Annotated in this window: 16 protein-coding genes; 5 read left to right on the forward strand and 11 right to left on the reverse strand. The window is 45.4% G+C overall.

Features of this window, described 5'->3' with window-relative positions:
* The first annotated feature begins 389 nt into the window (after nucleotides 1-389).
* Both M2273_RS10955 and trxB read left to right on the forward strand, forming a co-directional pair.
* Nucleotides 390-812, forward strand: coding sequence for an OsmC family peroxiredoxin (locus M2273_RS10955; RefSeq protein ID WP_429396668.1), 423 nt, complete (start codon nucleotides 390-392; stop codon nucleotides 810-812).
* Between the two features lie 34 nt (nucleotides 813-846).
* A complete protein-coding gene (gene trxB / locus M2273_RS10960) occupies nucleotides 847-1,854 on the forward strand; it encodes a thioredoxin-disulfide reductase (protein ID WP_429396670.1) in 1,008 nt (335 codons plus the stop codon).
* A 161-nt stretch (nucleotides 1,855-2,015) separates the two neighbouring features.
* Here the strand turns inward: trxB and M2273_RS10965 are convergent, their stop codons facing one another.
* The 10 genes from M2273_RS10965 to M2273_RS11010 form a co-directional block, all read right to left on the reverse strand.
* Nucleotides 2,016-2,873 (reverse strand): helix-turn-helix domain-containing protein, encoded by an 858-nt coding sequence (locus M2273_RS10965; protein WP_429396672.1) that lies wholly within the window; start codon nucleotides 2,871-2,873, stop codon nucleotides 2,016-2,018.
* A 13-nt stretch (nucleotides 2,874-2,886) separates the two neighbouring features.
* The gene (locus M2273_RS10970; RefSeq protein ID WP_429396674.1) at nucleotides 2,887-3,873 is read right to left on the reverse strand and encodes an amidohydrolase family protein; all 987 of its coding nucleotides are present in this window, start codon (nucleotides 3,871-3,873) and stop codon (nucleotides 2,887-2,889) included.
* A gap of 114 nt (nucleotides 3,874-3,987) precedes the next feature.
* Nucleotides 3,988-4,710, reverse strand: a complete 723-nt coding sequence (locus M2273_RS10975; protein WP_429396676.1) for an SDR family oxidoreductase — start codon at nucleotides 4,708-4,710, stop codon at nucleotides 3,988-3,990.
* A gap of 196 nt (nucleotides 4,711-4,906) precedes the next feature.
* Nucleotides 4,907-5,905, reverse strand: a complete 999-nt coding sequence (locus tag M2273_RS10980; RefSeq protein ID WP_429396678.1) for a hypothetical protein — start codon at nucleotides 5,903-5,905, stop codon at nucleotides 4,907-4,909.
* Nucleotides 5,906-5,957: 52 nt separating this feature from the next.
* Nucleotides 5,958-6,548, reverse strand: a complete 591-nt coding sequence (locus tag M2273_RS10985) for a hypothetical protein (protein WP_429396679.1) — start codon at nucleotides 6,546-6,548, stop codon at nucleotides 5,958-5,960.
* A gap of 102 nt (nucleotides 6,549-6,650) precedes the next feature.
* A complete protein-coding gene (msrB, locus tag M2273_RS10990; RefSeq protein ID WP_429396681.1) occupies nucleotides 6,651-7,172 on the reverse strand; it encodes a peptide-methionine (R)-S-oxide reductase MsrB in 522 nt (173 codons plus the stop codon).
* Nucleotides 7,169-7,813, reverse strand: coding sequence for a peptide-methionine (S)-S-oxide reductase MsrA (msrA, locus tag M2273_RS10995; protein ID WP_429396682.1), 645 nt, complete (start codon nucleotides 7,811-7,813; stop codon nucleotides 7,169-7,171). Before msrA ends, msrB begins: the two co-directional genes overlap by 4 nt.
* 4 nt (nucleotides 7,814-7,817) lie before the next feature.
* Nucleotides 7,818-8,288: a thioredoxin family protein gene (locus M2273_RS11000; RefSeq protein ID WP_429396684.1), complete on the reverse strand. Its 471-nt coding sequence runs from the start codon at nucleotides 8,286-8,288 to the stop codon at nucleotides 7,818-7,820.
* Between the two features lie 8 nt (nucleotides 8,289-8,296).
* Nucleotides 8,297-10,291: a cytochrome c biogenesis protein CcdA gene (locus M2273_RS11005; RefSeq protein ID WP_429396686.1), complete on the reverse strand. Its 1,995-nt coding sequence runs from the start codon at nucleotides 10,289-10,291 to the stop codon at nucleotides 8,297-8,299.
* A gap of 152 nt (nucleotides 10,292-10,443) precedes the next feature.
* Entirely contained in the window at nucleotides 10,444-11,016 is a 573-nt protein-coding gene (locus M2273_RS11010) for a peroxiredoxin (RefSeq protein WP_429396688.1), read from the reverse strand.
* 564 nt (nucleotides 11,017-11,580) lie between these two features.
* Between M2273_RS11010 and M2273_RS11015 the strand changes: the two genes are divergently transcribed.
* The 3 genes from M2273_RS11015 to M2273_RS11025 all read left to right on the forward strand — a co-directional run bounded on the left by M2273_RS11015 (nucleotide 11,581) and on the right by M2273_RS11025 (nucleotide 13,874).
* Nucleotides 11,581-12,189, forward strand: a complete 609-nt coding sequence (locus M2273_RS11015) for a Crp/Fnr family transcriptional regulator (RefSeq protein WP_429396690.1) — start codon at nucleotides 11,581-11,583, stop codon at nucleotides 12,187-12,189.
* 60 nt (nucleotides 12,190-12,249) lie between these two features.
* A complete protein-coding gene (locus tag M2273_RS11020) occupies nucleotides 12,250-12,933 on the forward strand; it encodes an alpha/beta fold hydrolase (RefSeq protein WP_429396692.1) in 684 nt (227 codons plus the stop codon).
* Between the two features lie 74 nt (nucleotides 12,934-13,007).
* A complete protein-coding gene (locus M2273_RS11025) occupies nucleotides 13,008-13,874 on the forward strand; it encodes a CPBP family glutamic-type intramembrane protease (protein ID WP_429396694.1) in 867 nt (288 codons plus the stop codon).
* 8 nt (nucleotides 13,875-13,882) lie between these two features.
* Here M2273_RS11025 and M2273_RS11030 read toward each other — a convergent pair whose 3' ends face one another.
* Entirely contained in the window at nucleotides 13,883-15,163 is a 1,281-nt protein-coding gene (locus M2273_RS11030) for a cation:proton antiporter (protein WP_429396696.1), read from the reverse strand.
* Between the last annotated feature and the right edge of the window lie 13 nt (nucleotides 15,164-15,176).

Genomic DNA, 15,176 nt, shown 5'->3' on the forward strand with positions numbered 1-15,176 from the left:
AAAATCCTGTAAATAAATAGTTTACAGGATTTTTTGTTTTCTGTCAACAACACAAAATTTTCAGATACATAGTCCTTGGCATTACGCTTAAGGATGCGCGGTTTGTTGTTATATCCAGTAAAGTATCCAGGCCCAATTTAAAGCTGTCGAAATCATGCAGCTCAGTTGGTGGCCTCCATAGACCGGTTGCAGCAGATCCGTGGAACAAACTGCGCTAAATTGTGGCTGAATCACGACATCAGCCAGCAGGCAACTTTGCCTCATGCCCCGGACTTATTTGATTGATTGAATAAAACATTTTTATGACAACTTATTTCGACGGAGTTAACTTAAGTGAAAAAATCACCCGTCCGATAAGCAGACTTTTGACCTAACAAAAGTTTAAAATCATGAAAAGAACAGCAAAAGCCTTTTGGCAGGGGGACCTTAAAATGGGTCATGGCACAATATCAACTCAAAGCCAGGTACTTGATCAAACACAATATTCGTTTAACACCCGTTTTGCCGATGGCACAGGTACCAATCCGGAAGAATTACTTGCGGCAGCACACGCAGGTTGCTTTACCATGGCTATCGCCTACGCATTATCTCAACAGCAATTTTATCCGGGTGACCTGAACACAACGGCTGCAGTTTCACTGGATATGGCAACAAGTTCTATCAGCTTGATCGAGCTTGAGCTTTCTGCAACAGCGATCGAGGGCCTTTCACCGGAAGAATTCCAGGAGATCGCCTTACAGGCTAAAAACAACTGCTTAATCTCCAAAGCATTAGCCAATGTGCAGATCGAACTTACTGTAAATTATCAGTAATAACCATTTGCATCCTGGTTTTTAAGCGGTGGCGATGAAAGCCGCCGCTTTAATCAAATCAATTTCATTTATCATGGAAACAGAACATATTAAGTGCCTGATCATTGGGTCAGGACCGGCCGGTTATACCGCTGCAATTTATGCGGCAAGGGCTGGCTTAAACCCGGTAATGTATACCGGAATGAATCCGGGTGGGCAACTCACCCAAACCACAGATGTTGAGAATTTTCCCGGTTATCCAAAAGGGATACTCGGTCCAGACATGATGGAAGATTTCCGGGAACAGGCTATCCGGTTTGGTACGGATATTCGCTTCGGTTATGTAAGTGCCGCGAACTTTGTTAACGATCCCCATCAGGTAATCATAGATGACAAAAAAACGGTTATAGCAGATACTGTCATCATTTCCACCGGTGCCTCTGCAAAGTGGCTCGGTCTGGAATCCGAGGCAAAATATAATGGCTTTGGTGTTTCGGGCTGCGCCGTCTGCGACGGTTATTTCTTCAGGGGGCAGGACATTGCCCTTGTAGGTGGTGGTGACACAGCGGCGGAAGAGGCGACTTACCTGGCCAAACTGGTCAATAAAGTTTACATGCTTGTCCGCCGCGAAGAGTTCCGTGCATCAAAAACAATGATCGACCGCGTGCGGAATACGCACAATATTGAGATTTTGTACAATACGGAAGTGCTGGAAGTACTGGGAGATGGCCTGAATGTGACCGGCGTAAGCCTGTTAAATAACCGGACACAGCAGCAACTTCAAATCCCGGTAACTGGCTTGTTCGTTGCCATTGGCCACCACCCCAACACGGGGATATTCAGGGGAATGCTGGACATGGATGAAACCGGCTATATCAAAACCATACCCGGAACAACTGCTACTAACATCCCTGGCGTATTCTGCGCCGGTGACGCTCAGGACCACATTTACCGGCAGGCGATAACAGCAGCCGGAACAGGCTGCATGGCGGCATTGGATGCAGAACGCTATCTGGCAGCCAAAGAGGCAGCAAGAGCCCTCGTGACAAAGCTAAACCGGTAGTAGATGGAGGCCCGCTATCGTTTCATTACCTTATTCGCCGAAGATTTAGGAAGTGATTTATTATATGGCTTTAAGTAAACGAGCTAAAAATTTAGGTTCTACACATATCAAACCGGTCAATGGATCAACCGTAAATAATGGTCAATTCCTGGCCAGGGAGATTACGTACGATTAAGCGATCTGAATTTTAAAGGCGACAAACCCATTGCTTTTCGAAAGGATCGAATAAAATAGGAGTAATCACTATAACCTAATTTATGAGCAACTTCCTTTACATCCATATCGCTATAATATAATAAGCGCCTGGCTTCATTGAATGTTTCCTGCTGAATCCAATAGCTCACCGTTGAACCGGTAACCTTTTTTACCGCTTCATTCAAATAGCCTGGAGTAACGTTAAGTTTTGAAGCATAAACCGACGGGCTTTTTATTGTGAGCACACCTGTTTTAAGCAGTTCCTTAAACTGCCGGGCAAGTTCTGCAGCTCGCGTATGATTGTTTTTTGGTTCTTCTGAATAATTGTAGGTGCTGGCTGCCATGGCCAAAAATGCTTGCCCAAGGGCATGGACAATTGGCAGGAAATACGTGTCGGCCTGCCGTTCATTAAATTCACAACGAAGGAGGTTGAGCAGGTTTGAATATTGCACTAATTCGTCATCCGTAAGCGTGCGGGGCAACTGTAAATTAAGCCTGCACTCAAAAACATCCCGGATATCAGGCGCAATTAATGAGGTGTCTATTGCAAGAAACCATCCCTCGGCCTGACCGGTTTTTATCAGGGAATGTACTTGTGACGGCAATACATAGTAAAGTTGCCGGGCAACAAGTGTGATGTCCTGGAAGTCGACCTTTAAGGCCCCTGAACCAGCGGTGAGCAGGAAAAAAATATAATGATCATCACGGTGAGCATCGAAGTTTTTCGTGTTGTTTTGCTGGTCGTAACCGGGCCGGAAAACTTTGATTTGCAGCCCTGCGCTTGTCTTATTCTGCAGAAGATCGACCGGGATATTATTCATCATCACAAAATTACCCTTATATCATTAAATTCAGCAGTTTATCTGCATTCCCGTGAGCGATCTTTGCAATTTTTTCATCGGGAAGTTCAATCGCATTCAAAAATTCAATGCCCATTTCATTCGTACTGAATGGGTAGTCGACTGAAAACAGGATGTTATCGATGCCGAAAGTATCTAAAGCAACTTTTAATGGGGGCTGTGTAAAAAAACCGCTGGTAGTAATATGAACCTGCTGATGAAATGTTTCTGTTAATGTACGCTGGTTGGCGCCCCCGCTTCCGGGTTTAAACGCCCGCTCAGACCTGGCCATCATCATTGGCAGCATTTCGCCCATATGGCCGATGATGAGGTTTAGTTTAGGATATTTATCAAAGATGCCCGCATAAAGTAGGCGCAAAACGTGCAGCGCGGTTTCTGAATGCCATCCCCAGCCGTAACAGGCCAATGCTTCTGACATTCCTGAATGATTCGGCAACCCGCTATAGTAAATATCTGCAACCTGTTTTGGCGGTAGGCCCGGATGCAGGTAAACAGGCACATCCAGTTTCTGCGCGCGTTCAAATATTGGTGCAAATTCAGGCTGATCTAAAAACTTGTCCTTTGTTAGTCCCCGGATCATCGCACCGCGAAAATTATATTCTTTTACTGAACGTTCCAATTCGTCAGCTGCGGCAACTGGTGCCGTCATTGGCAGATGGGCAAAAGCAGTGAACCGACCCTCAAAACCTGCAATCTTTTCGGCAATCAGGTGATTGTATTGCCTGGCAAAAGCCGGGCCTTCATAAGGACTTAACAAGTTTGCGCCTGAACTATCCACAGACAATACCTGTATGGTAATGCCATTGTCATCCATTGATTTTAAACGCTCACCCGTAATATCGGCCAGTTTTGGGATAAGTTGCTGCATCCGCTCAGACCGGCCAAAACCGCCCAAAGCTTCTTTTGGTATTTGATCAGCCATTTCCGGCAAGGAAATATGTTCTTCAAGCGTGACTATTCTCATAACTGTCAGATAAATATCTTTTGTATATTTTAAAATCTTCCGGGTACAATACTACGTGTATCATACGCGATGTTGTCCTCCTGCCAAATAGCTCAATAGTTGGGTTATCAATAGTTACCAGGGAAACTCGCCGCCTTCCTGGAAAAACCTTGCCGTAGTTCCCGGATGCGCTTGCGTTGCCAGTTGCACGATGGGCATTGCACCTTGCTCCGCGGTTTTTGTACCCTGAAACTGGTTGAGGTCGGAAGCGGTATACCCCGGCGTAACACTGTTAACGCTGATACCGGTATCACGAAGTTCATTGGCCAACATAACGGTAAAGGCATTTAACGCTGTTTTAGATGTACCATAGGCATGGTAATTCGCACGGTTGGGGTTTCTTTCGGGCGCGGTGTGTACGGCGAGAGATCCAATCTCGCTGGAAACATTGATGATAGCTGCCTGGCCTGCTTTTCTGAGCAATGGCAGAAATTCCTGCGAGGTTTGTATTGCACCAAAAAAATTCGTGTCGAAGATCCTGCGCAGGTTTTCTATGTTTCCGATAGCCAGGGTTTGCGGTTGGTCGCCAGCAATACCGGCATTATTTATCAAAATATCTAAGGAACTTATTTTAGCCTCCAATTCATGCCTGGCCTGACGAACAGATTTAAAATCGGTTACATCAATTACAATAGTTTCCACGTTAGTTATACCCAGATTGTTCAATTTCTGAACAGCTTCAAGTCCGTGCTCTTTATTCCTGCTGCCTAAATATACAAAATAGTTAAGTTTTGCCAGTTGCCTGGCGGTTTCAAAACCAATTCCTTTGTTTGCGCCGGTGATTAGTACTGTTTTCATAAGTATGTCTCTTACTGAATTATGTAAGTATAATTAGCTACTACAAAGAAACAATGTCAAGTGTTATGCCGCAATGGTTTATTGGTGGCATTTACAGGATAATTCATGGATAATTCTTCGATATGAAAAAGTTTGCATGTAGTTTAAAAAGGCCAGGAGCAATAAAGCACTGGCCATCCATTAAGAGTTGCGCTTGTCAAAAAGACAAAAGCGAGATCCGGAATTCCCCATAAGGCACTGATTTACCCGTCGTTTTGATAAATGCATCATTATAATTGCTGCCTTTTGCTATGGTTCTGGCAGAGGCAATGCTGTTAACGCCACCGCTGACCCCCAGGACAACATATTGTCCAAGCAGGTATTCAAAGCCCGGACCGGTTTTAAACTCAATGGTGTTGTAGCTGAAGTGCCCGGGCAACGCCGGATCGCCAGATTTAAAGAATGATGCATACGTATTAGCAGTAGTGCCCACATAGATCCACGCTTTACGGGAAAGTGCCTGTTTCAGTGATGCGCCCTGAGGGAAGTCAAGTATCAGCTGCAGCCCGCTGCTATTCAATTTGCGGAAATAATTGACTACAGGCAGCACCGGAGAGGGAGCAGAGGGGTCAATCAGTACCAGCGCCCCTACCGAGAAGTACTCATCAGGCGTGTGCGTCAGGGGAAAGCTAATGCTGCCGTTAAAGTTGAACCTTCTTACCGAGCTCAGATTGTCGGATAATCCGGTGAATACGGCGGAATAGATCACCGGGGTATGAAAAATGGCATCTGTCCTTGAAAAGTTGAGGGACAGGCCGAGGGTGCTTTTGGAGATGTCTCCTTTGTTTACGCGCGGGGCAGCAAGCTGGTTGTTCGCTTCCCGTATATTAAAGAACTGTTGGTTATGATAGATGGTTGCGCCGATCACGTTACCGTCCCAGCTGCTGATCGGTATGGAGAAGAAAGAGCTGATCCGGGCATTGCGGCTTTCTCCGCTGGAGAAATCTTTACCGTTCAATTTTGACTCAAAATGTCCTGAACCGAACAAGTCGGTCGTAACAGAAGCCTGCCGGAGTGATGGATAACGCAGCGCCTGTTCGTGAGACTCGCTCCGGAGGGTATCGGCCGGGTGCAAACTGGACATGCTGAACATGTTTTGAGCATAGGTGCCGGCGCTGCAAAAGAGCATGCCAATCACCAGAATGTTGATTTTCATAGAATTTAGTAAAATGATGAACGATAGAAGATTGCCAGCTTGCCTTTCGGCTTTAAGCGGTAACCGGGCCGGCTTTAATGGTTTTACCCAATCGGATCGCAGCTAACAAAAAGTAAAATGCACCAAATAAGGAGTATCCCGCAAGGCTGGAAATACCATGGTTAGGGTCATGCGCCATAGCAATAAAAACACCTCCGGCGAGTACAGACTGTCCGCCGCTTAGGATCATCGGCCATTGACCGCCGAATATCTTGCGTCGCTTTAGGCCCAGTATAAGCTGGATGATTCCGGTGATTGCAGCCCAGGCACCAATGACCATCATTGCAGTTGGCACACCGGATTGTAAGGCCAATGCGATCGCTATGGTGGTTACAATGCCGATTGCCAGGTTAACATATTGGGGGGTTTTAGAGGCTTCCGGCGGATTCGCTTTGATATCAAACCAGGTAGCTACAGCATCCCATAACGGGTAAATAATAAAAAGTGCGTTTGCAAGTGAGGGGTTAGATTTCAGTGACGTAACAAGGGCAATAACCCATACTACCGAAAATCCTACACGTGTAAAATAAAGTGTGCGCAGCACTTTGGCTGTTTGCACAGATTGGGCGGACAGTGCCGCGCTTGATTCATTGTTTGTATTCATGATGTGATGTTTTTTATTTGTGTAAAGCAAAGTTGCCGGTTTACATTGCCCGAAATTTTCACTTAAGTTAAAATGGCGCCAATTATGATAATAATCTTACAATCAGTGTTTTTTAACATCAGGCTCAAAGTCAAGGGAAACGGAGTTCATGCAAAAACGCTTATGCGTGGGTGGCGGTCCGTCGTCAAAAATATGGCCTAAATGTGAATCACACCGCCCGCACAATACTTCGGTCCGGTGCATGCCGTAGGAATCATCGGTATGATAGCGGATAGCTGTTGTCCGGCTTGGCTCGTAGAAGCTGGGCCAGCCGCAGCTGCTTGCAAACTTGGCATCCGACCTGAACAACAGATTGCCGCAAACGGCGCAATAGTAGGTCCCCAGGGTTGTGCTTTTCCAGTATTTGCCGGTGAATGGCCGCTCTGTATCTTTTTCGCGTGCAACCGCGTACAAGTCGGTGGACAGTACTTTTTTCCATTCTGTATTGCTCACGTTCAGTTTGGCCGTATCGGTGTTGGAATACCATGGATTCTGCTCGTGACCACGGGCAGATTTTTCATTCTGGGCGAAGCTGCTCAGGCTGGGCAGCATCAGCAGGCTACAATAAATCAGGATCTTTTTCATTGTTTGAGTTTTTCTTTAAAGATGTGCTTGAACTTTTCCAGCTGAGGCTGGATGACATAACGGCAATAAACCTCCCCGGGGTGCTTTTTATAATATTCCTGGTGGTATCTTTCAGCTTCGTAGAAAACTGTAAAACCTGTCAGCTCCGTCACGATCGGCCGGGGATATATCTTTTGTTCGGTTAACTTGCGGATATAATACAATGCTTTTTCTGACTGTGCTTTGTTATGGTAGAAAACAGCCGAACGGTACTGGGTTCCTACGTCGTTTCCCTGCCGGTTGAGCTGCGTAGGGTCGTGGGACAGGAAGAAGGCTTCCAGCAGCTCGTCATAAGTAATGACTGAACTGTCGTAAACCACGTTGAACGCTTCGGCATGACCCGTGGTGCCGGTGCAAACCTGCTCGTAGTCCGGATCAGCCACATGGCCGCCGGTATACCCCGAAGTCACTTTCAGCACGCCCTTCAGCTGCGAAAATTTCGCTTCGCCGCACCAGAAGCAACCGGAAGCGAACGTCGCCGTATCAATACGACCGGTTGCTTTGCTTAGGGTTGCTCCAAGCTTTTTATTTACAAGAGAAGCTGCAAAGGCTGAAACGATCAATGCAAGCAGAAATATGGATAACAAGATTTGTTTTTTCATCAGCTTATTTGTTTAAAGCGACTTTGCTGTCTGCAGCTTCCTGCGCGAATTGCATCAGCCCGTTACCGTCAACAAAGCCGGTATGATTGGCGACTACTTTACCATTTTCATCAACGATAAGCAATGTAGGCAGTCCTTCAACCTGCCAGGTTTTCGCCAGTTCCACACCATCACCCTTTTCTACATCCACGCTGAAATTGATAAAATGCTGATTGAAATAGGCGGCTGCTTTTGCATCTCTGAAAGTCGTTTTACGGAGTTCTTTACAAGGTGCGCACCACGTCGCATAAGCGTCTACAAAGACCCGCTTATGGCTTGCCTTAGCTTTTGCCAGTACCTGTTTATAGGATTGCTGGCTGAATTTTATTTCCTGCGCTGTTCCTTTTTTCTGCGCTGAGGCATGTAGTGAATAAAGACTGGATAGCAGCGCAATGCACAGGGCCAGTATCCGGGATTTGAACAATTGATTTTTCATAGGTTTGATTAATTAAAGTTTTGAATTGATGATGTTCTTTTTGCTGCGTTTATGCCCTGATCTAAAAAATTGGTATAAGCTTTTATATCCAGGTCGAAGGCGCGGGGTTCTGCAGCGGGCTTTCCGTCAGGTCCCAGTACCACGTAAAAGGGCTGGGCATTCGTATTATACCGGGCCTCCTGGAGGTCACTCCATTTCTGGCCCAGCGTATTGATGGACCTGGCAGAGACCTTGGAGATATATTTTTCTGAATTACTAAGGGCTGTTCTGTCATCTACGTACAGGGAGATGAGTACATAGTCATTTTTGAGTCTTTTCAGCACTTCAGGGTCCGACCAGACTGATGCTTCCATCTTTCTGCAATTGGTGCAGCTCCAGCCGGTAAAATCCAGCAGCACCGGTTTGTTGACCTTTTTGGCATAGGCCAGCCCTTCCTCGTAATCATAAAAGGCATCGATGTTATCGGGAGCATGGAACAGGCCGGCGTATTTATGGCCTGTTGAAGGCGTTGTACCCGGTGCGTTGCCGGCACCTGTAAGCGAAAACTGTTGTGTGCTCTGTGGCGGCAGCCATCCGCTGATGCCTTTAAGCGGAGCGCCGAACAGGCCTGGAACAAGGTATAACGTAAATACCAGCGTTACCATGGCAAGCAACAACCTGAATAGCGGTATGGAGCCAACCTCAGTGTCATGGCTCAACCTGATCTTACCCAGAAGATAAAATGCAAGCACACCAAAAATGATGATCCAGATCATCAGGAACAGGTCTCGGCTGATTAGCCCCCAGTGATAGGCCAGGTCAACGTTCGTCAGGTATTTGAAGGCAAGCGCCAGTTCCAGTAATCCAAGCACGATTTTAACTGAATTCAGCCAGCCGCCAGACTTTGGCAATGCTTTCAGCCACGATGGAAATATGGCGAAAGCAGTGAACGGCAGCGCCAAAGCAAAGGAGAACCCGAACATGCCGAGTGCCGGCCCGAGATAAGTGCCCTTGCTTACCGCTTCAACCAGGAGTGTACCGATCAGCGGCCCGGTACATGAAAATGATACCAGTGCAAGCGTGAACGCCATGAAAAACAGGCCGATCCAACCGCCGCTTTCTGATTTCTCATCCATCTTATTGACGAAAAATGACGGCAGCGTAATCTCGAAAGCACCAAGAAAGGATAGTGCAAAGACAATTAGGATGACGAAAAATAACAAATTAAATGCAGCGCTACTCGCCGCCTCGTTCAGCGCTGACGCACCAAAGATTGCTGTGATCAGCAGGCCAAGGCCCACATAAATGGTGATGATAGATAACCCATAGATGACAGCAGCCTTGATACCCTGTGACCGTGTGCCGGACCTTTTTGTGAAAAATGAAACGGTTAGCGGAACCATCGGGTAAATGCAGGGAAGAAAGAACGCAGCCAAACCACCAACAAAACCTGCCAGGAAGATGGCCAAAAGCGAATGATCGTCGCTCGCTGCATTTTTCGTGGAGGCTGCTTTTAAGGCCTGCGGGCTGTTGCGGGCAGCCTTCGCCGGGCTACCCCCTAAGAGTATTTGCCCGTTCCCTGTAACCGGAATGTCAAAACTTACATCGCTTGGCGGCAGGAATTTTTGACCGCTGCAAACCATATAGTTCAATGAACCGGTCAAATGGGCACCCGTATCTTTGGTATTGACGATTTGTGTAAAGGTGACCTGGTGTTCATGATAGCGGATCGTCATTTGAAAGGACTGGTCAAACCCGCTTAAAGCTGCCGGCTTTTCGGTCACCTTGCCGGCCAGCGACAGGCCCGGTGTTTGGTCGAACTTGAACGAGGTAGGAACCGGTCCGCCGCTTTTAAGAAATTGCGAATACAAATGCCACCCGTTGTCAATGTTCGCAGTAAATGAAACGGCATATTTGTCCTGATCTATTTTAGTGGAAGCAAACTTCCAGTGCACAGGCGTATCAATTTTGGCGAAAGCCTGCAGCGAAAACAGGCAAAGCCATAGTAAAATTAATTTTTTCATTGTTTGATCTTTTAGGACGGCGCTGCCGCCGCTACAAAATTGCTGCTGGCTGAGTAGCGAAATTTTCACTATAGTTAATATGGTTGTAATCAAACGGTCAAAAAAAAACCGCTACATTGCTGTAAGCGGTTTTTCACATCAAACATTAAACACTACTTGCTTGTCAGATAGCTTAAAACCTGTTTTGAGTGTTCATCTCCCTTCATAAAATCCCTGAAGCTGTAGGCTACATTTCCGTCAAGGCCAATAACGAATGTTTCGCGGCCGCTTACTTTCATTTCGCCAAAAGCTTGTTCTTTTACGCCGTAAGAGTTCAATACTTTATTCTCCGGGTCACTCAGCAAAGTGAATGGCAAGTGCTCTTTTGTAGCAAAGGCTTTGTGACTGGCAACAGTACCATTGTTGATCCCGATCACAAGGGCATTTGCATCATTGTATTTGGCATAAGCGTCACGAAACGCGCAGGCCTCTTTGGTGCAAACGGGGCTTTCATCCTTTGGATAGAAAAAGATCACCACTTTCTTTTTTCCAAGATATTTGGCGAGTTTGAAAGGCTTCCCGTTCTGATCCATCAGCGTGAAATCGGGGGCTTTTTCGCCCTGTTTCAATGTGGTGGTCTCGGTTGGGGCAACATCCTGTGCCGCTGCCTGATTGACGTTCAGGCCCACGAAAGCAGTTAATACGATCAGGCCGGTCCATAATTTTGATTTCAAGTTTGTTTTCATGAATATTCAATAATTTGTATAAATGATTTATTGAATCAAAAGTCAGCGCAATTGGCCGCCTGATTTTTCACTTAAGTTAAAATGGCCGGATTTAGTCTCTTGTTTGGGCAAGCAAGACCGTATTATAACATTCAAATGACTTTATGAATTAAAGCCCATGTTGCAGGTGTTTCGCAGGTCTTGTAATGCGCCAAAGCCCATGCGGTTGATCTCCAGATCACCGCCTAATAGAAAAGTTGATTTAAATTCCGAAGATGTCTTTATATAATAGCTTTATTTGATGATTTGTAAAAGTAAACTGGTCACCTCATCCGGCTTTGTAAGCATCGGACAATGACCTGAATCAACAGCGTAAACATTTTTGATACCTGCCGAGGCTACCTTTTTGATTTGGATATTTATTTACCACTCCAAATTTCTATTGATATCCATCGTGAAGTTTTAACTTAAGTGAAAATATTAGTGTTATTTTGATTTTACTTTTGAAGACACTGCTGCACTGGTTGGATAAGTTTAGTTGGACCATGCAGCTGTATGATATAGCACATTAAATACCCAGTTTCCATGCAATACGAATTACCCTTTTGGTACGAGCAACTGAAAAGCAAATATCCTGTAGTAACCGATGAAGAATGGCTGTTGCTGAACCGTATGGCTACTGTTAAGCGCATCCGGAAAGGTGAACCCTTTTTAAAATATGGTAAGGTTGCCCGGTACTCAGCGTTTATTATTTCAGGGCTGTTCAAATTTTCAATTCAAGACGAGGACGGAAATGAAAAGATCATCAAGTTCGGCTTCGCGAACGACTTCCTGGCAAACTGCGAAAGCTATAACCAGGGAGTGCCTTCTGCTGTAAGCATTATTGCGCTTGAGGAAGCGGTGATCCTAAAAATAAATATTAAAAAATTGCAGCCCCTTTATGACCTGCACATGAATTTGCTTCATGTCAACCTGCAGTTATACCGGGAAATTTCGGAGCAGCAATCCGAGCACCAGCATATCCTGTCATTAAAGAGCCCTCTGGGGCGGTACCGCTATCTGCTTGAACGCCGCCCTGCGATCATACAGAAAATATCGCTGACCAATATAGCGCGTTATCTTTACATCAGCCGGGAGGCTGTAAGCCGGGCGCGTTTATTTTTGTTAAAAAAGCCCGGTAGTTTTTGTGACTGAGATCACAAATTCAGGTTTTGCTTCTGCGATAACTTTGGCTAAAAAATGATGAAGCAAAGCATGATTTTACTCCACGGCCTGTTTGGCGGCCTAAGTAACTGGAATGGTGTTATTAAATATTTCGAAAGCAGGTTCGATATTCATGTTCCGGTACTGCCATTACATGAAAAGCATAAAGGTGATACGGTGGAGTATCTTATTGAATATTTAGAATTGATGATCACCTCAAAAAAACTGAAGAATGTTATCCTTGTTGGGAATTCGCTCGGCGGACATATTGCTATACGGTACGCCCATCGTCACCACGGGAACGTCGCAAAATTAGTGTTAACAGGCAGTTCCGGACTTTATGAAAATACGCAGATGGGGAGTTATTTGAAACGCGGAAACTATACATACATCAAAGAAAGAGTCGCCGCGACATTTTTTGATCCTGCAGTTGCTACCGATGAACTGGTTGCAGAGGTGATGCAGACCACGACAGACGCTTACAAATGTTTAAGCATTATCAAAGCCGCGAAGTCAACCCAGCGGGATCATGTGCTTGCACGCCTTCCTGAAATTAAAACGCCGGCATTATTAATATGGGGCAATGACGATATCATCACACCTCCTGCAGTTGCCCGGCAATTTAAGGACAACTTGCCAAACTCGGAATTGGTTATGCTGAAAGAGTGCGGACATGCCCCGATGATGGAAAGGCCGGAAGCGTTTAATAAAGCCCTGGAAGAGTTTCTTGCTTAAGTGACCCCGTCGGTTAAAGGATAGACTCCGGATATTAATTAATACAAATCTTTACAAATACTATATAAACACAAATGGATATCTCTAAATCGCAAAGCAAAAAAGCTATCGGAATATTTCTGATTTTGACTTTAGCCTTTAGCACAGTTGTCTGGGTATTAACAATTCACTCAGGCGAAGGCCGGATAGGCGGCAGAATATATGGTTATGGCATTATGTGGTGCCCGGCACTGGCTACCTGGCTGACCTGTAAGATCCTGAATTATAAAATAAGCGATCTGGCCTGGCAATGGGGTAAAGCAAAGTATCTGGTATGGGCCTACATCATTCCTTTAGCCTATTCACTGATCGCTTATCTGATCATATGGTTAAAGGGTTGGGGAGGATTTTACAATAAGACCTTTGTCACTGAAGCAGCAAAATCTTTAGGTTGGAGTAACCTGTCTCCGGGGGTGTTCATCGCCTTGTTTTTTGTGGTCAACGGCGTTATTGGCATGTTTGGAAGCATGGCTACTGCGTTAGGTGAAGAGATAGGTTGGCGCGGGTTTTTAGTACCTCATTTAAACAAAGTCACCGGTTATACCTATACGTCATTGATTAGCGGTATCATCTGGGCCTTATGGCATTACCCCCTAATTATCTGGGGACACTATAACGGGGGCACTCCAATTTGGTATGGGTTGACCTGTTTTACCATAGCGGTGGTTAGCGAAGGCTTTATCTATACCTGGTTCAGGCTGAAATCAGGAAGTTTATGGACAGGCGTTATGCTTCATGCCAGCCACAACTTATTTGTCCAGTCTTTTTTTACACCATTAACCATCGTTAACAATAGCCGAACAAATTATTTCATAGATGAGTTCGGGGCTGTGCTTGCCGTTGTAACACTGTTTGGCGCTATTTATTTCTGGACCCGGAGAAAAGAAGTGCATAACGCTTAATGCTGCTACTAAACTTTATTTGAATTGTATAAATTTGATACGATTAATTGTGATTTTTGCTCCTTTAAAAAATAGTGCTTCATGATAGGGCCGGAGATGATCATGGTAACTACTGTCATTACCACCAGGCCTTCAAAAACCGGTTCACTGATGATCTTTGCCTGTAAGGCAAGTAAACCTAATACGATTTCCTGTGATCCCCGCGCGTTCATACCGAAAGCCACGGCTATGGATTCATTTTTTGACATGCCGCTCATAGCGCTGCCTATACCGGCACCAATAAGTTTGGCCAGACAGGCAATTACCAGAATGATAACAACTATTTCAAGATTAAAATTGGCAATAAAATTTAGTCGTAATCCAACCGATGCGAAAAACAGCGGCGCCAGCACATTGATGGTAAATTGGTGAAGAACGTGCTTATGCTTCTCGGTAAAATATTCCGAATCATTAATGCCAACTCCAACCAAAAAAGCGCCGAACACCCCACGGACGCCCAGGCTTTCGGTAATACACGCACTGATCAGGCATAAGCAAACCGCCATGGTTAGTACCCGGCCGGGCTTTTGGCTTTTGCCGGCAAAAGCCAAAAGCTTATGCATCAGCCAGCGGCCTCCGGTAAGCATAAAAACAGCATAAAGCACCACTATACTTACCGACCAAAATGAGGCTTCTTCTTTACCCACATTCATAAGCTGGATGATTATTGAAAATAATATCCAACCTAAAAAGTCATCCACCATGGCGGCGGTAAGTACGATGTTGCCTATTCGGGTATTTAAAATATCCAGATCAAGCAAGATCTTAGTAATTACCGAAAGCGCTGTAATGGAAAGTGCTGTGCCCAAAAACAAGGAAGTAACCAACTGGTTATTAAACCCGTTTGCAAAGTGACTCTGGTATAGGAACCATACAGCGGCAAAACCTATGGCAAATGGAAATATAATCCCCGTTAGGCTGATGCTGATTGCCTGTTTACCGTTTTGACGGATCTGTTTAAGATCTACCTCAAAGCCTGCAATGAACATCAGTAAAATGATACCAATATTGGCAATGCCATCAAATGCCTCAAAGGCGTGGGGTGCTGATAAAAAGACGCCTTTAAAAAGATCAGGAAATAACAAGCCTAACAGGGTAGGCCCAACAAGAATACCTGCAAAAATTTCGCCAATGATAGCCGGTAGTTTGTACCTGCGGCATAACTCACCCAACAACCTTGCCGGGATAAGTATGATTAACAGGATAATTAAAAAGTGGACTATCTCTGATGAACTGAGTTTGGAAACCATGATCTGATAAGTA

The organism is Mucilaginibacter lappiensis, assembly GCF_050433765.1.
Taxonomy (GTDB): domain Bacteria; phylum Bacteroidota; class Bacteroidia; order Sphingobacteriales; family Sphingobacteriaceae; genus Mucilaginibacter; species Mucilaginibacter lappiensis_A.